The organism is Ralstonia sp. 25C, assembly GCF_051904805.1.
Lineage (GTDB): Bacteria > Pseudomonadota > Gammaproteobacteria > Burkholderiales > Burkholderiaceae > Ralstonia.
This window is the reverse complement of the sequence record NZ_CP196738.1, coordinates 1,301,045-1,325,240: the sequence shown is the minus strand read 5'-3', so window position 1 is coordinate 1,325,240 and position 24,196 is coordinate 1,301,045. Positions and strand designations below refer to the sequence as shown.

General features: G+C 63.6%; 14 protein-coding genes and 1 pseudogene. 3 read left to right on the top strand and 12 right to left on the bottom strand.

The features are described from left to right. Positions 1 to 124 precede the first annotated feature (124 nt). The 4 genes from ACS7SF_RS24385 to ACS7SF_RS24370 are packed head-to-tail and all read right to left on the bottom strand — an operon-like array spanning position 125 to position 5,842. Positions 125 to 2,065, bottom strand: coding sequence for an acyl-CoA synthetase (locus tag ACS7SF_RS24385; protein WP_439893055.1), 1,941 nt, complete (start codon positions 2,063 to 2,065; stop codon positions 125 to 127). Positions 2,066 to 2,070: 5 nt separating this feature from the next. Next, positions 2,071 to 3,024 carry a fumarylacetoacetate hydrolase family protein gene (locus ACS7SF_RS24380; protein ID WP_439893054.1) on the bottom strand — a complete coding sequence of 318 codons (954 nt, stop codon included), beginning with the start codon at positions 3,022 to 3,024 and terminating at the stop codon, positions 2,071 to 2,073. A 48-nt stretch (positions 3,025 to 3,072) separates the two neighbouring features. Next, the gene (locus tag ACS7SF_RS24375) at positions 3,073 to 4,143 is read right to left on the bottom strand and encodes a VOC family protein (protein WP_439893053.1); all 1,071 of its coding nucleotides are present in this window, start codon (positions 4,141 to 4,143) and stop codon (positions 3,073 to 3,075) included. Between the two features lie 10 nt (positions 4,144 to 4,153). After that, positions 4,154 to 5,842: a bifunctional 3-(3-hydroxy-phenyl)propionate/3-hydroxycinnamic acid hydroxylase gene (locus tag ACS7SF_RS24370; RefSeq protein ID WP_439893052.1), complete on the bottom strand. Its 1,689-nt coding sequence runs from the start codon at positions 5,840 to 5,842 to the stop codon at positions 4,154 to 4,156. A gap of 135 nt (positions 5,843 to 5,977) precedes the next feature. On the opposite strand from ACS7SF_RS24370, the gene ACS7SF_RS24365 reads away from it, so the two are divergent. Further along, the gene (locus ACS7SF_RS24365) at positions 5,978 to 6,733 is read left to right on the top strand and encodes a TetR/AcrR family transcriptional regulator (RefSeq protein WP_439893051.1); all 756 of its coding nucleotides are present in this window, start codon (positions 5,978 to 5,980) and stop codon (positions 6,731 to 6,733) included. A 40-nt stretch (positions 6,734 to 6,773) separates the two neighbouring features. Here the strand turns inward: ACS7SF_RS24365 and ACS7SF_RS24360 are convergent, their stop codons facing one another. The 6 genes from ACS7SF_RS24360 to ACS7SF_RS24335 form a co-directional block, all read right to left on the bottom strand. Beyond that, positions 6,774 to 7,424: a PqiC family protein gene (locus ACS7SF_RS24360; protein ID WP_439893050.1), complete on the bottom strand. Its 651-nt coding sequence runs from the start codon at positions 7,422 to 7,424 to the stop codon at positions 6,774 to 6,776. A 2-nt stretch (positions 7,425 to 7,426) separates the two neighbouring features. Then, positions 7,427 to 9,022 (bottom strand): intermembrane transport protein PqiB, encoded by a 1,596-nt coding sequence (locus ACS7SF_RS24355; RefSeq protein WP_439893049.1) that lies wholly within the window; start codon positions 9,020 to 9,022, stop codon positions 7,427 to 7,429. Positions 9,023 to 9,069: 47 nt separating this feature from the next. Then, the gene (locus tag ACS7SF_RS24350; RefSeq protein ID WP_439893048.1) at positions 9,070 to 10,368 is read right to left on the bottom strand and encodes a paraquat-inducible protein A; all 1,299 of its coding nucleotides are present in this window, start codon (positions 10,366 to 10,368) and stop codon (positions 9,070 to 9,072) included. 87 nt (positions 10,369 to 10,455) lie between these two features. Continuing rightward, on the bottom strand, positions 10,456 to 11,919 hold the full coding sequence (locus ACS7SF_RS24345) for an efflux transporter outer membrane subunit (RefSeq protein WP_439893047.1): 1,464 nt from the start codon (positions 11,917 to 11,919) through the stop codon (positions 10,456 to 10,458). A gap of 2 nt (positions 11,920 to 11,921) precedes the next feature. Next, positions 11,922 to 15,089 (bottom strand): efflux RND transporter permease subunit, encoded by a 3,168-nt coding sequence (locus ACS7SF_RS24340; RefSeq protein ID WP_439893046.1) that lies wholly within the window; start codon positions 15,087 to 15,089, stop codon positions 11,922 to 11,924. After that, the gene (locus tag ACS7SF_RS24335; protein WP_439893045.1) at positions 15,086 to 16,252 is read right to left on the bottom strand and encodes an efflux RND transporter periplasmic adaptor subunit; all 1,167 of its coding nucleotides are present in this window, start codon (positions 16,250 to 16,252) and stop codon (positions 15,086 to 15,088) included. Before ACS7SF_RS24335 ends, ACS7SF_RS24340 begins: the two co-directional genes overlap by 4 nt. A gap of 361 nt (positions 16,253 to 16,613) precedes the next feature. Here ACS7SF_RS24335 and ACS7SF_RS24330 point away from each other — a divergent pair, with 361 nt between their 5' ends. Further along, a complete protein-coding gene (locus ACS7SF_RS24330; protein ID WP_439893044.1) occupies positions 16,614 to 17,324 on the top strand; it encodes a TetR/AcrR family transcriptional regulator in 711 nt (236 codons plus the stop codon). A 33-nt stretch (positions 17,325 to 17,357) separates the two neighbouring features. On the opposite strand, the gene ACS7SF_RS24325 is transcribed toward ACS7SF_RS24330, so the two are convergent. After that, the gene (locus ACS7SF_RS24325; protein ID WP_439893043.1) at positions 17,358 to 18,416 is read right to left on the bottom strand and encodes an AI-2E family transporter; all 1,059 of its coding nucleotides are present in this window, start codon (positions 18,414 to 18,416) and stop codon (positions 17,358 to 17,360) included. A gap of 94 nt (positions 18,417 to 18,510) precedes the next feature. Continuing rightward, positions 18,511 to 19,407, bottom strand: a complete 897-nt coding sequence (locus tag ACS7SF_RS24320; RefSeq protein ID WP_439893042.1) for a LysR family transcriptional regulator — start codon at positions 19,405 to 19,407, stop codon at positions 18,511 to 18,513. A gap of 477 nt (positions 19,408 to 19,884) precedes the next feature. Between ACS7SF_RS24320 and ACS7SF_RS24315 the strand changes: the two are divergent. Beyond that, positions 19,885 to 24,050 (top strand): annotated as a pseudogene (locus ACS7SF_RS24315) (CheR family methyltransferase). The last annotated feature ends 146 nt before the right edge of the window (positions 24,051 to 24,196 follow it).

Below are 24,196 nucleotides of genomic sequence, written 5' to 3'. Positions count from 1 at the left end.
GAACTGCAACTGCAGGAATGCGCCGTGATGCGGCGCGGGGCACTTCGCCCGCTCACGCGGTGGTGGGCAGGCGAGGAATTCCTCCTTCGATCGGGGGCGTCAGAACGCTCGACTCACCCGCGTTTCAATTGACGGAAAAGGGAAATGGAAAGCGGCCAAGCACTTCACGCGCGGCGGCAATCGATGCGGACGCGTCGAGCTTGACCGACGCGACGAGGCCTCTGCTCTTGTCATCGGCAACCTCCAGCGCATCAAACGCGATACCTGCATCGCTGAGTGCCGCAGACAGGGCTTCACGCGTTTCACGGTGCTTGAGTGCGGGCTTGAAGATCTTGCCCACCGCAGTCAGGGGCATCGTTTCGATGATGTTGACCTGCTTCGGCAGCGCCGCGCGTTCGGCAATCTCCGCCTTCAGGAAGGCCAGCAAATCGGCTTCCGTGGCGGACGCTCCGGCACGCAGTTGCACGTACGCGACCGGCAGCTCGCCCGCATGCACGTCCGGACGCCCGACGGCAGCAGCAATCTGCACTGCCGGGTGACGATGCAGCGGCGCTTCGATGGTGAGCGGATCGATGTTGTGGCCGCCCCGGATGATCAGCTCCTTCTTGCGGCCTGTAAGCCAGAAGTAGCCTTGTTCGTCCTGCCGAGCCAGATCACCGGTATTGAGCCACCGCTGGCCATCGCCCGTATCGACCCAGAGCCCCTCGTTCTGCTCTGCCTGGCGGTAGCCCGCAAAGACATTCGGCCCTGACACCACGAGCACGCCGACTTCCTCTGCAACGCAATCCCGCAGGTACTCGCCGCCCTCGCCCAACACGACGGCCTTCATCTGCTGCGTGGGAACGCGCAGGCCGATGGAGCCAAGACGGCGCTCGCCCATTGGCGGGTTGACGCTGCTCACGCACGTCGCCTCGGTGAGCCCATAGCCCTCGAGGATCTTGATACCTGTCTGCTCCTGAAAGCGGCGGAACACTTCGATGGGCATCGGCGCGGCGCCGCATAGACCGTATTCGAGCGAGCCCACATCCCGCCCGCCAACGGGCACCTGAAGCAGGGAGGCGTAGAGCGTCGGCACGCCGCTGAAGAAGTTCACGCGATGATGCTCGACGATCTCCCAGAAGCGCTGGATCACGCCGTCACCGCGATAGCCCTGCGGCGTGCCAAGCACGACATGCGCGCCTTTGGAGAACGGCAGCAACCCCGTCACCAACACACCATTGACGTGGAACAACGGCAAGCCGCAAAACACCACCTTGCCGGGGCCGATGCCGTCGCCCAGCACCTGCGCCGTGCTCCACGCGTTAGCCACTTCATTGCCGTGGGTGCGCATCGCGATCTTCGGCAAGCCGGTGGTGCCGCCCGTACAGAAGTACGAAGACGCATCTTGCGCAGCAATGCGCCGCCGGCTGTTCAAACCGTCCGCATTTTGTGCCTGCACCGCGCTGTTGAAATCGTGGATGCGCACAGACATCGGGACTGCGCCATGCACGCCCTGCGGACCGAGCAGCCGCAGCACTTCGTTCTTTTGCACTTGCGCCGCACACTGCATCGCGCCATGCACGCGGTCAGCCAGATTCACCAGCACCAAGTGCTGCAGGCTCTTGATGGCCGGCAAATGCGGCTGCAGCTTGGCCCAGGTATCGGTGCCCGGAAACGGTGCCAGCGTGACCAACACCGATGCCCCCGCGGCATTGAGCAACTCGGCAAGCGCGGGCCCTTCGAGCAACGGATTGAACGCCGCGACGATGCCCGCCGCCTGCCCACCCCAGATCACGAAATGCGTTTCCGGGAGGTTGGGCAGCACAAACGCAATCACGCTGTCTTTCTTGACCCCAATGCTGTCGAAGAAATTGGCCGTCTGCGTGATGCGCGCAAGAAGCTCCGCGTAGCTCCACGTCTGCGGGGTGCGGTGGTCATTGACGCTCAAAAAGAAGGTCAATGCCGGCGCCTTCGGGTTCAGGCTGGCGCCACGGCGAATCATCTCGTATGTGCTCTGCGGAAGATCGGGCGGAAGACCGTGCGCCTCTGCGGCTTCCACATCCTGCAGGCTGGAAAAACCAGACATGGCGCTTACTCCTCGGCAACGATGCGATTGCGCTGCGTGCCCAGATCGATCCGCCCGTCGGACGAGTGGATCCGTGCCTCCACCACATCGCCCGGCTTCAGGTATTGAGGGCGTGCAGCCTGCACTTTCAGGAACATCTCCCACTTCGCCTTCTCGGGCAGCATCGCGGCCATCTTCTGCTTGGTGGGTGAAGGGATCGACAACGCACAGCCAGCGGGCGTGCCCGTAGCCAGCAAATCGCCCGGCTCAAGGTCGTGCACGCGAGACAGCTCGCTCAGCGTCTCGGCCGGGCCGTAGACGAGGTTGGCCGTCGTGTCGTTCTGCCGGAGCTTGTCGTTGACGGTCAGCTTGAGTTGCAGGCTTCTGAGCACCGAAAAATCGCGCGGCTCCAACAGCGTGAGCCACGGGCCCACCGGCCCGAACGTGCGGAACGACTTGCCCTTGTAGAACTGCATCTGCGGGATCTGGACGTCGCGCGCGGAATAGTCGTTCACGATCACGGCGCCCGCCACGTATTCGTGCAGGTTGTCTTCCGTGACGTTGACTGGCCCTTGAATCGCCTTGCGCATCACCAACCCAAGCTCGATCTCGTAATCGAGAAACTGCACGCGCTTCGGTTTGATCACGTCGCTGTCGGCCGGGACGATGCAGCTCGATGCCTTGGTGAAGATCATGTTGTAGGTCTTCACGTCCGGGTCCATGCCGGACTCGATCATGTGCTGCCGATAGTTGGCCCCCTGGCAGATGAACTGCTGATTACGTGTGACCGGAGACAGCAGCTTCACGGCGGACACCGCGAGCGTTTCACCGTCCAGCGCGGCAAGCTGGGCCAGCGTTGTATTACGGACGAAGTCGCCCGTCGTGGCATAGGTGCCTGGCACGGGCGTGATACGTGTGTCGCGGATCACGCCCCACTGGAGCTGACCCTGATATTCAAAGCGAACGATATTGATCGACATGGCAAAAGATGCGTTGGGTAAATGACGGCAGACGGCGCTTGCGCTGCCTCAGGCAAAGATCCGAGCGAGCGTTACCAGCTTGCGAAACGTCAGGTCGGGGCTGCGGCGTAGGTTGCGAATAAGCGCCGCAATGGCGGCCGGTGTCAGCTTCGGCTTGGTGAACGTGGGGGGCATCGACTGGCCCCACTGCGACATGGCCTCGCGGCTGACCGGGTGGACGCCGGTGGGTTGATCGACGGTGAACAGGTCGCCGTCGCAGTAGTGCTCGTGCTTGTCGCCCCACGGGTCTTGCCAGTAGTCGAAGATCTGGCTGCCGAGGATGTGCCGGCCCAGCCCCCAGGCGTGCTTCCACCCCTGCTCGCGCAGCATGCGATGCCCCATGCCGACGGCATCGGCATCGATCAGCTCGAAGGCGCTGTGGCTGTACTTCGACACAAAACCCTGAGCGAGCGCGAGCGTGTGGTGATCGGCCGGCGTGTCGCCCAAATCCAGCCGCATGAAGGCAACCGCAGGCGAGCCATCCGGCAGCACCTGGACATCGCTTGGAATGAACCCGAAGTGCTGCGTGTACCAGGCACACGTCGCCTGAAAATCGGCAAGCTCCAACACGACATGCCCGAGGCGAATCACCTCCGGCGCACCCACGGGTGGTCGTTGGGTTTCGTTGATGCGCAAGGGGGCATCCGCTGAGTTCAGCGGCAACGGTGCGCGGTGCGGCAACTCGGCTGTCGGCGCCTGATCAGCAATGGCATCGACGCGGAACCCCGACGGATCGACAAGACGCACGCGATAGCCACCACCCGGCCACCCCGACGATTCCACGGTCGATGCCCCAGGCAGTTTCGCCAAGGCATCCAACGCTGCACGGCCAGCGACCTGCAAACCGAAGCCGGCAAACGCGGCCTTTGGCGCCTTGCGCACGACATAGCAAAACGGCGCCGCACCCGTTCCGCGCAAGAGCAATGTCGCCTCGTCGCGCTGAACCGTCACGAGACCAAAGTCGTTGAGGAACCGCTCGGCCTGTTCAAGATCGGGCCGATCGAACATCAGGTAGGCAAGCGCCAACGCCTTCGTCGTCGGCTGCGGATGGCGTGCGGGCTGTGCTGTGGTGAGTTTCATGGCAGGACACTCAAGCGGATTGAACAGCGGCGGCAGCGGCGGGGACTGGCTCAGGTTCGCTACCCAGCAGCGCCAGGCTTTCGCGAACGAGGCGGTCTGCCTCGGCGGCCGGCCCGTCGTGGACCACCGTGCGATCTGGGCGCACGACGGCCGCCCAGCCAACGGGTACCGCATCGGGAAGAAACGTGCCGTTGATGTCTTCCCAGACGCTGGACACGTCGTGATGCAGACGCTGCCCCCGATGCGCGATCTGGACGAACGCACCGCCCAGACGCTCAAACGCGGCTGCCGTTGCAGGTTGGAGCGCCGTGCTGGCGTCACCGCCAAAACTGACGAGCGTGTAGCCGTGGCCGAGCACGTCGTCGCTCAGGCACGTGCGCCCTTCCGCGTTCCTGATCCAGCCCTGTGGGATCACGCCGCCGCGCGTCAGCTTGGTCGACGAGCAGCCTTTGACGAACAGTCCGGTCTTGAACGCGTTTTTCGGCTTGATGCGCAGCTCTTCAAACTGCGACCGCAGGCCAGGCACGAGCCGGGTCAAGCGCATCAGGCCGTGCGTCAACAGCGCGATCGGGGCACTGCGCGGCATCACCAGCTTGCCCATGAACCGCGCGAGATTGATCATGGCTTTCGCATGCGGGCGGCGTTCCTCGTCGTAGCTGTCGAGAATCCGCGCATCTGCCCGCCCTTGCAGCACCCAGGCGAGCTTCCAGCTCAAGTTGGCAGCATCTCGCAGCCCCGCGACCAGCCCTTGGCCGACAAACGGCGGCGTAATGTGCGCGGCGTCCCCGACAAGAAACACGCGGCCCACGCTGAACCGGTCGACGGTTCGGGCATGAAAGCGATAGACCGCCTTGCGCTCGATCGTGATGCTGTCAACGTCCGTCCACGGTGCCAGCAACGCGCGGATACGGCTGTCCGACTCCATGTCTTCGCGGCGCTCGCCCGGCTGGAGCATGAACTCCCAACGTTCGCGCGCGCCTGGCGCGACCATGTGCGGCGTGGGACGCCGGTGATCGCAGAGAAACTCAACATGGTCGATCGGCTTGGGAACATGACACGCATCGACGATAAGCCAGTCCTCCGCGTACGTCGTACCGCGGAATTCCTGGCCGATCAGGTGGCGCACGAGCGAACTTGCGCCGTCAGCCCCCACCACGTAGCGCGCGCGGACCCGGTGTACCTGACCTTGCCCGACATCGAGTGAGGCCAACACGCAATCCGGCAGATTGGTGACGCTGAGCAGCGTGGTGCCCAGCGCGATATGTACGCCCTCGTGCGCTGCCAGGCGTGCCCGCAGGCAGCGCTCCAGATCGGGTTGATAGAACGTGACGAGCTTCGGATGGCCATCCAGGCTGCCCAGCGTATTGACCCGACCGAACTCGCCGAGCCAGGGCGAATGCATGCGGACATGCGGAATGGCCACCGTTTCGAAATCGCCCTCGCCGATCCCTGCCTGTTGCAGGATGCGCAGGGCTTCGTTATCCAGCGCAATGGCACGCGGGGCTAGGTAGATGTCGGGCGCCTTGTCGATCGCCATCACGCTCACGCCATGACGCGCCAGCAGATTGGCCACCATGGCGCCAACGGGGCCAAGCCCCACAACAAGGATGTCTATTTGAGATGGCAACTCACCGGCCCCGTGGGGGCGTGCGCCATCCCCGACGCGTGAACTGGCACGCGCATATGCATTTGTCTCCACCGCTACTCCGTGTCTTTGTCTACGTCTTTACCAGGCTTCGCTCGCCTTTTTTGACATTAAAGTCATCACTGATGATTTTGTCAATATCGACATTCGAATCTATAATTCCAGCCACAACAAGGACTGCAGACCACCATGGCCACCACCGAGACTCGCCGAACCCCGAAGCGCGCCACAACAAAGACGCCCACGCCTCCGGCACCCGCCGTTGAGGAACGCGAACCCCGTGGTGCACGGCGCAAGCGGGAAACACGCGCACGGCTGCTGGATGCCGCACTCCGGCTCATGGCCGATCGCGGCATGGAAGGTGTGGCCATCAACGAAATTACCGAGGCGGCGGACGTCGGTTTCGGCTCGTTCTACAACCACTTCGAATCGAAGGAAGCCATCTACGCCGCGCTGGTGAGCTCGGTGTTTGAAGAGTTCGCCGATTCGCTCGACAAGGTGACGGAGGGACTCGCCGACCCGGCGGAAATCATTTCCGTGTCGGTACGGCATACGCTGGTTCGGGCGCGGCGCGAGCCGGTGTGGGGGCGGTTTCTCATCCGTGAGGGCTTCTCGGCGCGCGTGCTGACGCACGGCCTCGGCCAGCGCTTGCGGCGCGATATCGAGCGCGGTATCGCGGCGAAACGGTTTGTCGTGGCGGATCCGCTCATCGGCTTCCTATCGGTCGGCGGCACGGTGCTCACCGCCATCTCGGCAGAGCTCAACTTTCTAGCGCCCGGTGCGCCGGCTGCCGACGTCCTCAAGGAGCTGGGTTTCACGGGGGAGCATTTCCCCGAGCGCACGGCAGCGGTGCTGCTCCAAACGCTGGGGCTCAAGCGCGCCGAGGCCGAGAAGGTGGCCGCCCGGCCGCTGCCCGTTGTGGAGATTGCAGACAGCGCAAGCTGATCGGATCAGCGGCGCTGCGGCGCCCGCTGATCGACCCACCTCACTTGGCCAACATACTGGCTGACGAATTCACGCAACTTGGCATCGGCCGCACCGGCTCTGACGGTGCGGCAGCGTAAGCCAGTAGAGGCTCCGCTATCTGCGAAGCCAGCGCGTTCACGGCGCGCCGCTGGCCCTGCACCACGCCGTCAATGCCTGCGACCACGTCTTCGCGAACGACACTGCGGCACGTCAGCATTGGGCGATCTTCGGCCGTGCGAATCGTCCAGACGGCGTCGATCAAGACATACGAGCCGGGCCACGCATCAAACCGTTGTACATCCACGGCCACGCGGTATACCGGGCGCTTTCCACCATAGGGAAGGCCGTGCAGGTCCATCGCGCCGGTCCGCAACGCCAGCCCCGACGACAGCGCCGCACGAATCTCATCGGCCAAGGGCGACGCCCAGCGGTCCATCTCCAGCACGTCGACCTGGCCTGAACTGCGCTGCACTACCAACCGCCTGCCCGCTACCGACGGCGGAACACGAACTGGCAGCACGTCAACAAGCAACGCCGATACGGGTGCTGCCACCGCAACCTCATCGTCCGCAGCCAAGCGATGGAAACGCGCCGGAGGCGAGCTACACGCCGCCAGCGTGACACCGGCAACGACGCCGGCAAGTACGCGGCAAATTGGGAACCAGGACACACTCACCGCGCATCTCCTTTCTTGCCGAACAGCAGCGATTCCGGATGGCGCTCCAGATAGTCCGTCAGCGCATTGAGCGATTGAAGCGTGCGCGTCAGCTCCTGCATCGCCTCGTGCACATCCGACTGGAGCGGCGAGTCCTGTCGCAAGGTCGCCTGTGCAGCGTTGAAGGTCTGCTGTGCGGATGCCAGCGTGTCCCGCGCCTGCGGCACCACTTCCGTATCCAGATGGCCGAATAGGCGGTTTGCATTGTCGAGCGCGCCGTTCAGGTTGTTGCCGATCTTGTCGAAGGGCACCTGGTTGAGCTTCTTCGCGATGTCGGCAAGCTGCACCTGCAATTCGTCCAGCGAATTCGGAACGGTCGGCAACTCCACCGGAGAGCGATGGACATCAACCGTTGCATGCGGCGCCTTGGGGAACATGTCGAGCGCCACGTACAGCTGGCCCGTCAGCAGGTTGCCCATGCGAAGCTGCCCGCGCAGCCCCTGCATGACCAAGTGCTGCAGCAGTTCATGCCCGCCCGGCGTATCAGGTGCCGGAAGCGATGTGTTGCTGCGCCGGCTGAGCCGCGACGGATACAGCGCCATCATGACCCGCATGCTGAATGTTTTGCCCGTCTCGTCGTATTCGATGCCGATGTCGGTGACGTTGCCCAGCGCAATGCCGCGCAAATCCACCGGCGCGCCGACAGACAACCCACGCAGCGACTGGTTGAATCGCATGACCACCGTCAGCGGCGCACCGTCGGGCTCGCGCATGGCGTCGGCTTCATCGGATGCCAACTGGAACACGGTGCTATCGGGCGGCGGAGGCCCATCAGCCTGGCCCTGCGGCGACTGAAACGCCAGGCCGCCGACGATGACGGTGGCAAGCGACTGCGTATTCAGCTTCAACCCGCTGGAATCGAGCCGCAGATCCACCCCGCTGGCGTGCCACCACCGCGTATTGGTGCCGACGTACTTGTCGTAGGGCGCATTCACGAACACCTTCACCTGCACGCCCCCGCCTTGCCTGTCCAACGCAAAGCCCACCACCTGCCCCACTTGCAGATGGCGATAGAAAACGGGCGCACCAATATCGACGGACCCGAGCGAATCGCCGTGCAGCGAGAACTGACGCCCTTGCTGATCAGTGGTGACAGAGGGCGGGCTCTCCAGCCCCACGAACTGGGTCTGGCTGTCTTTTGAACGACCGATATCCACGCCGATGTACGCACCCGAAAGCAACGTGCCCAGCCCGGAAATGCCGCTCGCGCCCACACGTGGCCGGACCACCCAGAACCGGGTGTCCTTGGTCGCAAAACGTTCGGCTTCGCGCGCCAGCTGGATTTTCACCATCACGCGCTTGAGATCCGGGGTCAGTGAGATGGCTTGAATCGTGCCGATCTCGACGTCCTTGTACTTCACCTTCGTCTTGCCGGCCTCAAGGCCTTCGGCATTGGCAAAGGTGACGGTCACGGCCGGGCCTTTCTCGGCGATGGTCTTGGCGACCAGCGCGAGCCCGATCAAGGCCGCAATCAGCGGTACCAGCCAGACCATGGAGGGAAGCCAGCGCCGCCGGGGCGTGATCTCGGGAAGGGGTAGATCGATAGGACGCATTGCGTGAAAAGAGAATGTGGCGGACGAGTGTTGTGCGCGGAATCCGTTCAGGAATCGTCTTGCGCGGATTCGGCGTCGTCGGGGATGGAGTCCCAGATCAGCCGGGGGTCAAACTGCATGGAGGCGATCATGGTGAGGATCACCACAGCGCCAAAGGCCAGTGCGCCCGGGCCAGCGGTGATGACGGCGAAGGAGCCGAAGTGCACCAGGGCAACCGTGAGCGCCACCACGAACACATCGAGCATCGACCACCGGCCGATGCGCTCGACCAGGCGATAGAGCCGTGTCCTTTCGTGCGGGCGCCAGGCGGAGCGCCGATGTGCCGCGAATACCAGCAGCGCCAGAATGGCAAGCTTGAGCATCGGCACCACCACGCTGGCAATAAAGACGACGGCAGCGAGGCCCCAATCGCCCGAGGTCCAGAAGTACGCCACCCCGCTCAGGATGGTGTCGTCTTCTGAACGGCCGAGTGAAGTGCTGTGCATCACCGGCAACAGATTGGCGGGGATGTAAAGCAGCGCGGCAGCCAGAAGCAACGCGGCTGTCCGCGAAACGCTGGCCGGACGGCGTTCGTGCAGGACCGTATGGCAACGACTGCACCTTTGGTGTGCTTCGCCATCGTGAAGCGGTTGCACGCTGCCGCAGGTGTGGCAGACAACCAGCCCGGCCTGTTTTGCGGAGACGGCCTTCACTGCGTCCGCTCGCAATTCGGCAGATGGCGTCGCACCGTCCGGTGCCTCGATCTCGTCGCAGGCGTGCCAGAGCCTGTGCGGATCGAACCGCGAAACCAGCGCAAGCAGCACCGTCAATGCGCCGAATGCAAACAGGCCGGCGCCAGGAATCACCCGCGCCAAGCTGACCATCTTTACCGTCGTGACGAGCACACCGAGCATGAAGACTTCGATCATTCCCCAAGGCCGAAGCCATTGAAGAAACCGGATGACGTGGCGAAAGCCTGGAGGCACACTGCCCGCGCGCAAGGGAAGCAACACGTAAAGCAACGCGAGCAATTCCATCGTTGGGAACAGCGTGGTCGTAAAGAACACGACCGCAGCCACGATATGCATCTGCCCTGCCCATAGGGAAGACACCGCGTCAAGCAACGTGGCTTGCGACGCCATGCCCTGCGCTTTGAGCGCAATGATCGGGAAGCATTGCGCGATCGCCAGCGCAATGAGCGCCGCAACCGCCATGGCGCAGGTGAAGTCGAGTGTCGGGCGGGCGTGATGGGCACCGCTCAGGTCGTTCGCACAGCGCGAGCATCGAACATGCAAGCCATCCGACAGTGGCGGCCGCCGAAACACGCGGTCGCATTCATGACAGGCAATCAGGTGGGCGGATTCCATAGGAGTGGCCTAAGCCAATCGGCATTGCAGGCGAAGCGCGGCTCCCCACGCTTGTGGCGTAGGAGCCGAGCCCGTGCAAAGGCAATGTCAGTCTTTGGCGATCGTCTGATCGGTGTTGGCGGGCAGTTCACCCATGGCCTGCAGCAACGCAGCCGTGTCGCTCATGCGCCGGCTGGTCGCGCGCACGGTGTCGAGCTGCGCATTCAGATATTGCTGCTCGCTCGATTGCTCAGCGGATGCGGGCAAGGCGCCCAAGCGGTGGCGCGATGCGGTCTCCTTGAACGCTGTACGCGCTGCCGTCGATGCCACTTCTGCGGAAGCAAGCGTCTGCGCATCGTTCTCCAGTGCGGCGAGCGTATCGGCAACGTTTTCAAATGCCGACAGGACGGCCGACTTGTACTGCAGCACCGTTGCGTCATACAGCTCGAGCGTGGCCCGGCGGTGCGCCATCAATGCGCCACCGTGGAAGATCGGCTGCGACAGCCCCGCGCCCACGGCCCACAACCCGCCCGCACCTGAGAGCAATGCCGGCCAGCTCAACCCGCCACGACCGAGCGAGGCCGTGAGCGACAGGCTCGGAAAGAGCTGTGCGGTGGCCTCGCCCGCATCTGCTGACGCCGCCTTGACCGCAGCGGCAGCGGCGCGGATATCCGGGCGAGCACGCAGCAGATCCGACGGCACGGCGACAGGCACCTGGCTCGGCAGCGACAGGCTGCTGAACTCCGGCACTGCTGGCGCTGCATCCGGGGTGCGGCCCAGCAACACCGCCAGTGCGTGGATGGACACCGCACGCTGTTGACGCAACTGCGGCAGCGTCGCCGCCAGCGATGCGGCGCTTTGCGTCGAAGCCAGCGCCTGCGCATGCGACAGCGCCCCCAGCTCATACCGCCGCTGGCTATCGCGCGCCGTCGCGTCTGCCACCACAACGAGGCGTTCCGTCAGTGCGATCTGCTGATCCAGCGCTGCTGCGTTGATCACAGTGCCGACAATATTCGCGGCGAGCGCACGCCGTGCCGCCTCCAGTTCGCAGCCGCGCACGTCCACCCGCGCCGCGCTCGCGGCATTGGCATAGCGCGTCGCACCAAACAGGTCGAACGTGTAATGCGCCTGCAATTGCCCAACGAACACGTTGTAACGCAGCGCCTCGGGCCCCACGCCCGTCAGGTTTGGCGTGCGTTGGCGCGCGACCTGCGCCCCGGCATCGAGGGACGGCAGCGTCGATGCACCTACCTGTGCACGCAGTTCCTCCTGCGCGGCGGATAGGGTCTTTTGCGTTGCGGCCAGCGTGGGGTTGTTGCGCAGCCCCTCCTCCACCAACGCGTTCAATGCATCGGAACGATAGAGCTTCCACCATTGCGGCACAGGCGCAGCCCCCACATCAAACTGCTGGGCAACGCCTGCCGCTTCCACCGTCTTTGCAGGCGGCGTGACCAGGCCATAGTGCTCCGGCGAGGGCACCGCAGGCGGCGTGCTGGTAGGCGCCAAGGAGCATGCCGTGAGTGCGAGCACCGACGTAGCGGCAAGTGCGCACGTCATACGAGAGAGTTTCATGATCAATGCTCCAGGGCTGCAGTGCCGGCCGCAGGCAGTTCCCGTTCGTCGGGGCGGACCTTGAAGCACGCGGCATACAGCGCCGGCAGGAAGAAGATGGTCAGGACCGTGGCGATGGTGATACCGCCCATCAGCGCGGTGGCCATTGGCCCGAAGAAGCCCGAGCGCAGCAGTGGAATCAGCGCCAGCACGGCGGCAGCAGCGGTCAGCATGATGGGGCGGAAGCGCCGTACCGTCGCGCCGATGATGGCGTCGAAGCGTTTTTGGCCCGCCGCGATGTCCTGGTCGATCTGGTCCACCAGAATCACGGAGTTGCGCATGATGATCCCGAACATGGCAATCACCCCGAGCAGCGCCACGAACCCGAACGGCTTGCCGAACAGCAGCAGTGCAGTCACCACGCCAATCAGCCCCAGCGGTGCGGTCAACACGACAATGAACGTGCGCGAGAAGCTCTTGAGCTGGATCATCAGCAGCGTCAACACGGCAATGATCATCAGCGGCATCTCGGCATTGATCGACGTCTGGCCCTTCACGCTCTCTTCCACCGCCCCGCCGATCTGGATGCGATAGCCCACCGGCAGCTTGGCGCGTTCAGCGGCCAGCGCCTGATCGATGTCACGCGTCACGCCAATGCCTTGCGCGTTGCCGCGCACGTCGGCCTGCACCGTGATGGTGGGCTGGCGATCGCGTTCCCAGATCACGCCGTACTCGAGCTTGTTCTGCACATGCCCAAGCGCGCCGAGCGGAACCGGGCCATTGGGCGTGGGCATTGCCAGGCCAGCGAGCTTTGCGGGGTCGACGCGTTCCGTCTTCGGTGCGCGCAGATCGACGTTGATGAGCTTGTCGCGCTCGCGATACTGCGTGACCGTGTAGCCGGACAGCGTCATGGCCAGGAAGTTGGAGACATCCTCCGACGTCACGCCGAGTTGGCGCGCCTTGATCTGGTCGATCTCGAACGACATCGAACGTTCGGCCGGTTCATCCCAATCGAACTGCACGTTCTGCGTGCGGGCATCGGCACGCACCTTCTCGGCCACCTTGTCGGCGATGTTGCGTACGGTCGCAATGTCGTCGCCGCTCACACGGAACTTGATCGGGAAGCCAACGGGCGGACCGTTCTCAAGCTGAGCCACACGGGTGCGGACACCGGAGAAATCCTTCTCCAGCGTGGCGTTAAGCCAGCGCGAGAGCGCATCGCGTTCTTCCACGTTCTTGGCCGTGATCACGAACTGTGCGAAGTTCGGCTGTTGGAGTTGCTGGTCCAGCGGCAGATAGAAGCGCGGGGCACCGGTGCCGACGTAGTCGACAAAGTGTTCGATCTCTTTTCGGCCATCCAGCGCTTTCTCCAGACGCTTTGCCTCGCGCAGCGTGGCATCAAACGAAGCGCCTTCCGGCAAGCGAATATCCACCAGCAACTCGGGCCGCTCGGAATTCGGGAAGAACTGTTGCGGCACACGGGTGAACGCTGCCATGCCCAGTGCGAATAGCACAGCCGTCACACCCAGAATCACCCAGCGACGCTCGATGCAGAACGAGATCCAGCCGGACAGACGCTGATAGAAGCCGGTGTTGTAGATATCGTGCTCATGACCATGTTCCGAGACGCCGTTCTTGTGCTCCGGCAGCATGTGATAGCCCAGCAGCGGCACCAGGACCACGGCGGCAAACCACGACACGATCAGCGAGATGGCGGACACCTCAAAGATCGAGCGCGTGTACTCGCCCGTGCTCGACTTGGCCAGCGCGATCGGCAGGAAGCCGGACACCGTCACCAGCGTCCCGGTCAGCATCGGGAATGCCGTGCTGGAGTACGCAAAGGCGGCGGCGCGCATGCGGCTCCATCCCTGCTCCAGCTTCACAGCCATCATCTCGACGGCAATGATGGCGTCATCCACCAGCAGCCCGAGCGCCAGCACCAGCGTACCCAGTGAAACCTTGTCCAGCCCGATGCCGAACATGTGCATGCACAACGCCGTGATGGCCAGCACGATCGGGATGGAGATCACGACCACCATGCCGGTGCGCAAGCCCAGCGATACCAGGCTCACCACCAGCACAATCGCCACGGCTTCGCCGACCGAGCGTACAAACTCGTCCACAGAGTGCTTGACGGCATGCGGCATGCTCGAAATCGCAGACAGCTTCAGCCCTGCCGGCAGCGTCGCCTGCAGTTCGCCCGCCGTGGCGTCGAGCGCCTTGCCGAGGTCGATCACATCACCGCCCTTCTGCATCGTCACGCCGATGCCCAGCACGGCATGGCCGTTCGTGCGCATCTGCGTGACGGGCGGATCGTCGTAGCCGCGCGTGATCTTGGCGATATCGCCCAACCGGAACGAACGCTTGTTCACGGTGATCAGCATGTCGGCCAGCGCCTGCACATCCTTGAACGCGCCGGTGGGCCGCACGAACACGCGGTCATCGGCAGTCGTGATCGTGCCGACCGGCGCCACGGTGTTCTGTGCGTCGATGGCCTGCGCGATCTGCTGCGGTGTGATGGCGAGCCGCGTCAGCTGCGCGTTGGAAATTTCGATGAAGACGTGTTCAGCCGGATCACCAAAGTAGTCCACCTTCGCAACGCCGGGCACGCGCAGCAGCACAGTACGCAGCTTGTCCGCATAGTCGTGCAGTTGCGCTGGCGAGAAGCCGTCACCTTCCAGGGCGTAGATGTTCGTATAGACGTCACCGAACTCGTCATTGAAGAACGGCCCGACCGTGCCCTTGGGCAAGTTCGCGCGGATGTCGCCCACTTTCTTTCGCACCTGATACCAGGTCTCCGGCACGTCCTTGACGGGGGCGGAATCCTTCATGGCGAAGAAGATCATCGACTCGCCAGGGCGCGAGTAGCTCTTGATGTTATCGACATACGGCGCGGCCTGGAGCTGGCGCCCGATGCGGTCGGTGATCTGCTCCTGCACTTCGCGCGCGGTGGCGCCCGGCCAGTACGTCTGGATCACCATCGTCCGGAATGTGAACGGCGGATCTTCTGACTGCGCAAGATGCGTGTAGCCAATGACGCCAAACAGCGTCGCCAGCCCGATCAGGAAGATCACCAGTTGCTGGTGGCGCAGGGCCCATGCCGACAGGTTGAAGCCGCCTTCGTCCGCCGGGGATGCAGGCGTCGCCACCTGCTCGGTGCCCTGCACGATTTCGCGATCACCCGCACTCATGATGCAAAGTCCTCAGGGTGCAGGGGCGCAACCACTTGCACGTGTTGCCCGGCATTGACGGCATGCACGCCCTGCATCACCACGCGGTCACCGTCGCGCAAGCCGGAAGCGACCAGCACGCTGCGTTCGTCGTAACGCGCGATGGTGACCGGGCGCAGCTCCAAGATATCTGTGTTCGCGCGCACCACCCAGACCGCAGGCTCTTCGCCGCGGTGGAACAGTGCGGTGACCGGCAGCTTGAACGGATGCGCAGCCACCGCGTCGCCCTTGGCGTCGAAAGCGATATTGGCAGTCATGCCCATGCGCACCGCGGCGTTCGGCGCCGCGAGCGACAGCTTGACGCGCCACGTACGGCTCTGCGGATCGGCCGCGGGCGATACCTCACGCACGCGCGCCTCAAAGGTTTGCGAGGGCACAGCCGGCAGGCTTACGTGCGCCGTGCTTCCGACGGTCAGGGAGGACAGCGCGCGCTCCGGTGCATCGCAAACGATGTTGACGTCGCCCGTCCAATCGAGGTGATAGATCGATTGGCCAGCCTGGACGTTCTGGCCGGTGTCGGCATCCTCTGACGTGATGACGCCGTCGTGGTCTGCCACCAGCGTCGCGTAGCGCAGGCGGTCGCCAACCAGGGTGGCTTGCGCACGAGCGGAATCGCGTTGCGCTAGCGCGGAGGCGTAGGCGTCCTGCGTCTGCTCCATCTGCGCCGGCGCAATCAGGTTCGCCTGCGACTGCGCACGGTCACGGTCAAGCTGTTGCTTGGCATAGACCAGCCGATGTTCTGCGGCTTCCAGTTGCGCGCGGGCATTGGCCAGATCGTTGCGCAGATCTGCCTGATCCAGCATCGCCAGCACCTGCCCTTCCTTGACGGTATCGCCGATGCGCACGCGGCGCTCGACCACTTTGCCGCCAACACGGAACGACAGCGGCGTCGAGTACCGCGCCTGCACCTGCCCGGGCAATGTATTCGCGACGGCGTTGCCGTCCGGATGCAGCGTCAGCGCAACGACCGGCTTGGGTGCTGCGACCAGGGTTTCACTGTGGTGACAGCCCGCCAGCAACACAGCGCAGCAGGCGGCAATGACAACAGGCGCGCGTTTGGAACGCCCGACGACGGACAGTTGGGGGCGCGCTGTCGTTCGCGCTTGACGACCGGGATATTTCACGATGTTTCCAAGCAAGTGATGGCCTAACGAACAATGGGTCACGCGCATTCCGGAGCCGCGCCTCTTCTGCGCGATCAGCCCTCGGGTAACACGTAACGGAACTCGGATGTCGGGTACGCGAGTCGCCTGTCTCCACGGCGTTCAGGAACCACTTCTCGGCAAATGGGCTGCATTCAGCTGGCACGCCATGGCGGACGGCTCTCTGGCCTTTGTCGCCGGGCGCTTGCCCCATCACCGCGTCCTACTCAGGGCAATTCACCCTGATCGACCCTACGAACGACATTAAACTCATAACTGATGATATTGTCAACTATGACGCAAGCCACTATCATCACCATTGAAAAAACCAATCCAGATCCCTATGCGCAACCTCATGAATCGCGTGACCGAAGGCCGCCACCAGCGGCGCGGTGCGCGGCGCAAACAAGAAACACGGGCGCGCCTGCTTCACGCGGCGTTAGCGCTGCTGTCGGAAAAAAGCATCGAGTGCGTCTCGATCAGCGAGATCACCGAAGCCGCCGATGTGGGCTTCGGCTCGTTCTATAACCACTTCGAATCGAAGGAAGGGCTCTTCGCCGCCCTCATCGACTGGGCGTTTGAAGACTTCGCCGACCGGTTGGATGGGGTTGCGTATGGTTTGACGGATCCGGCCGAGATCATCGCCATCTCGGTCCGTCACACCTTGCTGCGGGCGCAGCGCGAACCGGTTTGGGGCCGGCTGCTGATGCGGGAGGGCATCTCTACACGTGCCCTGACGCGCGGCCTCGGCTTGCGCCTGCTACGCGACAGCAAACGTGGGCTTGCCACCAAGCGCTTTGTGGTGGCGGACCCGCTGACAAGCGTGCTTTCCGTGATTGGGACCGTGCTTGCCGGCGTTGCCGCGGAGCTGCACTTTTCAACAGCCGCGGCCGCTGCAGGGCGCGGCCACCCAGCGGCGGCGGTTCGGGTGGAGCGTCTGGCAGAGCGTGCGGCCGTCTTTGTACTTCAGGCGCTGGGAGTGAAAGGAGCGGAAGCGGAACGCATTGCACAACTGCCGCTGCCAACGGTCACGGACGTCAGCACCCCAGCCTAAGCCCTCGCGGCACACGGCGAGGGTGTGCATCAATCAGGCTTGATAGAGTTCGCTTGCGAGATAGCGGTGACGCAACGCCCGTAGCGCCGCCGCAAGAATGGCGCTGGCAGGCAACGCCAGCAGCACCCCAAAGAATCCGAACAGGTGGCCAAATGCCAGCAGCGCAAAGATCACGGCCAACGGGTGCAAGCCAATGCGCTCGCCAATCAGGCGCGGCGTAAGGAAGACGTTCTCAAGGATCTGACCCAGGCCATACACCACAGCAACAGCGCCAATGCCATACAGATCGCCAAACTGCAGCACGGCGGCCAACATGGCGAGCGCCAGGCCGGCGGCAAATCCCACATAAGGGATGAACACCGCCAAGCCAGTGAACAAGCCCAGCGGCAAGGCAATGTCGAAGCCAGCCAGCGTCAAGGCGATGGGGTAGAACGCGGCCAGCACAACCATCACCAGAAGCTGCCCGCGCAGGTACTGCGACAGCATCCGGTCAATGTCGATGACGAACGCCCGCGTCCTGGCAAGCCACCGCCGAGGGACCAGGCTTTCCATGCGCTGAAACATCTGGTGCCGGTCGTAGAGCAGATAGAACAGCACCAGCGGCACCAGCACCACGTTACCCACCACGGTCAACATCGCGTTGCCGCTGGTGCGCAGGTATTGCCAGACGGCGAGGACAGCGTTGCCATCGCCACCAGAGTGCGGCGCGGACAGCAGATCGCGCAGATGCGCCAAATCCAGGTCGACGCCAAGCCCCAGAATGGCAAGCTTTGGCTGCAACCAGGCATTCAGGTTGGCAAGCAGCACGGGAATTTTTTCCTGGAGTTGCGGCCCTTCGGTCTGGACGACGGCGAACATGAGCGTGACGAGCAGCGCCGCCAGCGCCGCAAAGCAGAGGATCATCGCCAGCGCAGCGAGCCAGCGAGGCACGCGGTGCCGCGCCAGCCACTCCACCCCCGGCTGCAGCATGTAGGCGATGAGTGCGCCCAGGAGGAACGGCGTCAGCACCGGCCGCAGCGCCCACATGAGTCCACCGATTGCCAGCGCAACAAGTCCCCATAGCCAGGCCTGGCGGCGTATCAGGGTGGACATCAGCGTTTTCGAACCGCGCGCGCTACCTTGATGATGGACATTGCACCGTTCGCAATCGGCAATGGTGCTCGCCCGAGAAGACGGTCCCCGCATCTCACCGCTCCTCGAAGTACGCGACGGCATGGTCAATGAAAGCCCTGACTTTGGCGGGCACCAGCGTTCGGCTCATGTAGGCGAGGCGAACCTCCGCTGCGGTATCCAGGATGTCGTGTTCACCCACCAACCGGACGAGGCGCCCTTCGCGCAGATCGTCTTCCACCAGTGCCAAGGGCAGCAGCCCCATGCCAAGTCCAGCCAGTACGACTTCACGATTGAATGCGGCGTTGTTCGAGGCAATTTCGTACCGCAGCGGAACGACCAGCGGCGCCCCATCCGTGCGGAACGTCACGATGGGCTTGTGCACGGAAGGCGGTACGGTAACGAACACATGGTCAGCCAGATCGGCCGGGTGACACGGGCGCCCACGCGCGTCCAGGTAGTGCGGTGTCGCCACGACCGCCAATGGCAAGCGATGCAGCAGCCGCGTCACAGCCAAGTCGGTGGCCAGCATGAAGGGCAATACCAGGCCGATGTCGTAGCCCTCGGTTGCCAGATCGACGGTGCCCTCCACCAAGGTCACCTCAACCATGACGTTCGGGTTCTTGCGCTTGAACGACGCCACCAGTGGCGCAAGCCAGCCCGACGTTGCGGTCGTATGCGCAACGAGCCGCAAGACGCCAACCGGCAGATGCCCCTGGCTGCGCGCATCGGATTCCAGGCAATCCAGATCGTCGAGCACACGGCAGCATCCGTCGTAGAAGCGGTGCGCCGCGTCCGTCAACGAGAACTGCTTGGTGGATCGGTGGAAGAGGCGCGCGCCGAGCCGCTCTTCCAAAGACGTCATCGCCCGCGATACGACTGACGGCGATACCCCGAACATCTGCCCCGCGCGCCTGAAGTTTTTGACTTCGACGATCGTACGAAAGAGCCGCAAGCTCTCGAAATGGTCCATAAGCACCTCAAACAAGGCCCGCAGGTGCAGTCGCAGATTGACGCGGCAACTAAACCGCGCGCGATCCGCCTTTTTTGACTGCGTAGCAACAGCCCGTTGTTGGTGCCAGTTCCGCCGCGAGCAAGCGGAATTTAGTCATAACTGATATCTTTGTCAACTATGACAAACACAATTCAAAACGAAGTGATGCTCGCGAGGACTGTGTGGCTAGAAAATGGATGACATGAAGGTCGCTCTCCCCACCCACAGGTGCTTCGCGATGGAAGCCATGGGGTCGTCCCTGCTATCACCGGCATTGGATCGCCCATGCAAGCGCGATGATTGGCATGCCTTTTGTTGCGCCATAACTGCGTTGGAAGACGGGTGACCCGTGACCCTACAATACGCACTTCAACGGGTCGATAGAACGTCCCTCAAGCGGGAGCTCGCGAAAGGCCGTCGGTGCCTGTTCGCGCAAACAAGACGAGGAGCAATGCAATGTCACGGCAGAAGTCCGTAGCCCCGGAAGTGACCGGTTCCAATCCCACGGTAAAAAGCGACCTGCACTTTCCGGTGGTTGGGATCGGCGCATCGGCTGGCGGCGTCACCGCTCTGAAGACGTTTTTCGAGAACGCTCCCACCTCCATGGAAATGGCGTTTGTGGTGATCGTGCATCTGGCCCCAGAGCACGCAAGTCACTTCGGCGACATTCTGCAGCGCACGACCGGCATGCCGGTGCACCAAGTAACGGGCACGGTGCCGATTCAGAAGAACCACATTTACGTGATCGCGCCCGGCAAGCGGCTGGAAATGTCCGATGGCTGCCTACGTGCGCCCGAACAGGAATTGCCGTCGGGCCAGGCGTTCCCCATCGATCATTTTTTCCGCACGCTTGCCGACGCACACGAGCGGTATGCCATTGGTATCGTGCTCTCCGGCGCCGGGTCCGACGGCGCGGCCGGACTGAGCCGCATCAAAGAGGCGGGCGGCATCACACTGGCCCAGACCCCCTCTGATGCCGAACACACGGAGATGCCGCAGCATGCGATCGCCACGAACCAGGTCGACATTGTCCTGCCGGCCGCAGAAATGCCGCAGCGGCTTCTGGAGCTCTGGAGCAACGCGCAGCGCATCCAGATGGACGATATCGAGGCAACGGAAGCGCCCCAGGACACGGCAAAAGTGCTCGCCAACGACCCGGAACGGGCGCTGTCCGACATCCTCATGCACCTCCGTGTGCGCACTGGCCACGACTTCCGGCTATACAAGCGGGCCACGATCCTCCGGCGCATTGAACGTCGCATGCAGGTCAACGGCCAGCGTGATCTGATCGGCTACCGCGATTTCCTGCGCGCAACGCCCGACGAGGCGCATGCCTTGCTCAGCGACATGCTGATCGGTGTCACCCAGTTCTTCCGGGATCCGGACGCGTTTGACTATCTCGGCCGCGAAGTCATTACGACGTTGTTTTCTGAACAGCCCTCGGACGCGCAGGTGCGCGTGTGGGTTGCCGGCTGTGCGACTGGCGAAGAAGCCTATTCCATCTCGCTGCAATTGGCGCAGGCGCGCGACAAGGCTGGGGCCGGCCGGCCGATTCAGGTGTTCGCCACCGATATCGACGAAGCGGCGATCGGCCGCGCGCGTACCGGGTCGTATCCGCTCTCCATCGCAAGCGATGTACCCGCTCCGCTGCTGCAGCGCTATTTCATGCGGGAGGGTGCACATTATCAGGTGGCCAAGGCTGTGCGCGAGCGCATTCTGTTTGCGCCGCACAGCCTGCTGCGCGATCCGCCGTTCTCGCATCTCGACCTGGTTTCATGCCGCAACGTTTTGATCTATCTGGAGCGCTCGGTACAGCGGCAGATTCTCGAACTGTTCCACTTCGCGCTGCGCCCCAACGGATACCTGTTCCTGGGCACGGCGGAGTCGGCGGATGCAGCAGACGATCTCTTTGCCGTGGTGGACAAGAAGTGGCGCATCTACCGTGCGCGAGTGGTGACGCATCGGGCCAAGCCTGCGATGGGCTTCCCGCCGCTGCTCCAGGGAGAGCCGACCGGCACTGATGAGCGGACAGCTCCCCCGCTTCTGCGGCCGCCCGCCAGTCCGGCACAGCGCAATTTCTCCTATTCGGAGCTTCATCAGCGCGCGCTCGAAACGTATTCGCCGCCGAGCGTGATCATCGACCGCGAATCGAATGTCGTGCATCTGTCCGACAACGCGGGACGCTTCCTGCGTCACGTCGGCGGCGAGCTCTCCAGCAACATCATGACGCTGGTGCTGCCCGACCTCAGGCTCGACTTGCGCACCGCGATTTTCCGCGCGCTGCAAACGGGCACGAGCGTCGAATCGCGCCGGGTCAAATGGGTGCACGAAGGCCGCGTCTCGTGGATCAACATGACCGTGCGGCCGTTTCACGACACCGTGGCAAGTGCTGAATTCCTCCTGATCGTGTTCGACGAAGTTGCCGGTCACATGACCGACGAAGAGCAGGCCGAAGCCACGGGCCAGGATCCGGTACTCGCCCAGCTTGAACAGGAGTTGCAGCACAGCCGCGAGCAACTGGCGACGATCATCGAACAGTACGAGACGTCGGTAGAAGAGCTGAAGGCCTCGAATGAAGAGCTGCAAGCCATTAACGAAGAACTACGCTCCACCAGCGAAGAACTCGAAAGCAGCAAGGAAGAGCTGCAGTCGGTCAACGAAGAGCTGACTACCGCCAACGCGGAAATGCAGGCGCGGATCGAAGACACGGCCAAGGCTAACGACGATCTGCACAACATCATCGCATCGAGCGAGATCGCCACGGTCTTCGTCGACAAGGAAATCCGCGTCAAGCGCTTCACGCCCAACGCGACGGCCATCTTCAACCTGATCGACTCGGACCTCGGTCGCTCGCTCTTTCACATCACGCACTCGCTGCGCTACCCGACGCTTGCCGACGACGTACGGCAGTCGTTCCAGTCGCTCCGGCTGACCGAGCGTGAGATCCAGAGCGAGGCCGGGCGCTGGTATCTGATGCGGCTGTTGCCCTATCGCACCGCCGACGATCACATCGATGGCGCAGTCATCACCTTGATCGACATCACGGACCGCCACGAGGCCGAAGAAAAGGCGCGGGCGGGCGAACGGCGCTTGCGCCTTGTCGCGCAGTCCACCAAGGACTACGCGATCGTCATCCAGGATTCCACCGGTTCGATCGTGAGCTGGAACGCCGGTGCGGAACGCATCTTCGGCTACTCCGAGGCGGAAGTGCTAGGCCAGAACATCGAGCTGATCTACGAGCACAACGACCGGCAAGCGCTGGTGCCTGCACATGAGCGCGACGCGGCGGCCAAGGAAGGCCGTGCCGACGACGAGCGCTGGCACCGTACCAAAGATGGACGGCGAATCTTCTGCAGCGGTGTGGTCACACCGATTACCGATACGTCGTTCAACGGCTTCGCCAAGATCCTGCGAGACCTGACGGCCCGCAAGCAACGCGAGGATGCCAGCCGCGAAGCGCTTGCCCGCGAGCAGGCCGCACGTGAGCAGGCCCTTAGCGCGAACCAGCTGAAGGACGAGTTCATCGCCGTGCTGTCGCACGAGCTGAAGCACCCGCTCAACCTGATCGGTGTGAAAGCGGAGATGCTGCCCCGCCTGCCGGAGGTGCGCCATGTCGCTGCGGTCCGGGAAGCGGCGGCGGCGATCCGGCATGCGGTGCGCAGCCAAGCGCAAATCATTGACGACCTGCTCGACCTCTCGCGCATCCAGACCGGCAAGCTCGCGCTCGAAGTCTCGCGTGTCGATCTGGCGGCCATGCTCACTAGCATTGCCGACACCTGTGAGGAGGACGCGCACGCCCGGCGCATCCCCTGCGGATCGAGGTGCCGGATACGCCCGCGATAACGCTGGCCGATCCCGTCCGTTGTGAGCAGATCCTCTGGAACCTGATCTCGAACGCACTGAAGTTCACGGATTCCGGCGGGCATATCGTGGTTCGTCTATCGCGCGACGGCCGGATGCTGCGCCTGGAGGTGAACGACGACGGCCAGGGCATCGACGCGGCAACCTTGCCGTATATCTTCGATATGTTCCATCAGGCACCGCGTAGCCGCGCCCGGGGTGGTCTCGGCATCGGCCTCGCGCTTGTCAGGCAACTCGTCGAGATGCACGGCGGCCGGATCCGCGCGGAATCGGGCGGACCGGGCCATGGCGCCCGCATGACGGTGTGGCTCCCGGCGGTGGAGGACGAGAGCAGCCCATTGCAGGACACCACGGGAAAGAGCCGGACAATTGCCGGCGTGCGCGTCCTACTGGTGGAAGATCATGCGGAAACGGCGGCTTCATTGACCGTGCTGCTCGAACTCGAAGGCGCCCGCGTCAAAGCTGCCGGCGACGGCCGGACCGCACTTCAGATGCTGGCAGCCGAACCGTTCGATGCCGTCGTGTCGGACATCGGCATGCCGTCCATGGATGGCCATGAGCTGATGCGCACAATCCGCGCCAACCCTGCCTTGCGCGGCGTTCGCGCAATCGCCCTGACCGGACAGAGCCGGCAGGAGGAGATTCAGGCAACGCACGACGCCGGGTTCGATGCACATCTGGCCAAGCCGCTCGACTTCCAGCGATTGCTACACGAACTGAGCGCGCTGACGCCGGAGGAGCGAGCCAAAGCCAAGACCTGACGCTCATCAGATCCACCGGTGATGCCGCAACCGCTTTGCGCGGTCAGCGGCGCCCGGCAAGTCACACTGAGCCGGTGGCTGGTGGCGCCATTGGCTCAGCTCCTTTCCGCCTGCCTCTCCGCTTGTTCGCGTAACCGCACATCACC

What these genes read in the sequence shown, in the direction of transcription:
- ACS7SF_RS24385 (WP_439893055.1), bottom strand. Translation starts at nt 2,065, where the DNA reads ATGTCTGGTTTTTCCAGCCTGCAGGATGTGGAAGCCGCAGAGGCGCAC.
- ACS7SF_RS24345 (WP_439893047.1), bottom strand. Translation starts at nt 11,919, where the DNA reads ATGAAACTCTCTCGTATGACGTGCGCACTTGCCGCTACGTCGGTGCTC.
- ACS7SF_RS24320 (WP_439893042.1), bottom strand. Translation starts at nt 19,407, where the DNA reads ATGGACCATTTCGAGAGCTTGCGGCTCTTTCGTACGATCGTCGAAGTC.
- ACS7SF_RS24325 (WP_439893043.1), bottom strand. Translation starts at nt 18,416, where the DNA reads ATGTCCACCCTGATACGCCGCCAGGCCTGGCTATGGGGACTTGTTGCG.
- ACS7SF_RS24365 (WP_439893051.1), top strand. Translation starts at nt 5,978, where the DNA reads ATGGCCACCACCGAGACTCGCCGAACCCCGAAGCGCGCCACAACAAAG.
- ACS7SF_RS24330 (WP_439893044.1), top strand. Translation starts at nt 16,614, where the DNA reads ATGCGCAACCTCATGAATCGCGTGACCGAAGGCCGCCACCAGCGGCGC.
- ACS7SF_RS24340 (WP_439893046.1), bottom strand. Translation starts at nt 15,089, where the DNA reads ATGAGTGCGGGTGATCGCGAAATCGTGCAGGGCACCGAGCAGGTGGCG.
- ACS7SF_RS24380 (WP_439893054.1), bottom strand. Translation starts at nt 3,024, where the DNA reads ATGTCGATCAATATCGTTCGCTTTGAATATCAGGGTCAGCTCCAGTGG.
- ACS7SF_RS24355 (WP_439893049.1), bottom strand. Translation starts at nt 9,022, where the DNA reads ATGCGTCCTATCGATCTACCCCTTCCCGAGATCACGCCCCGGCGGCGC.
- ACS7SF_RS24375 (WP_439893053.1), bottom strand. Translation starts at nt 4,143, where the DNA reads ATGAAACTCACCACAGCACAGCCCGCACGCCATCCGCAGCCGACGACG.
- ACS7SF_RS24350 (WP_439893048.1), bottom strand. Translation starts at nt 10,368, where the DNA reads ATGGAATCCGCCCACCTGATTGCCTGTCATGAATGCGACCGCGTGTTT.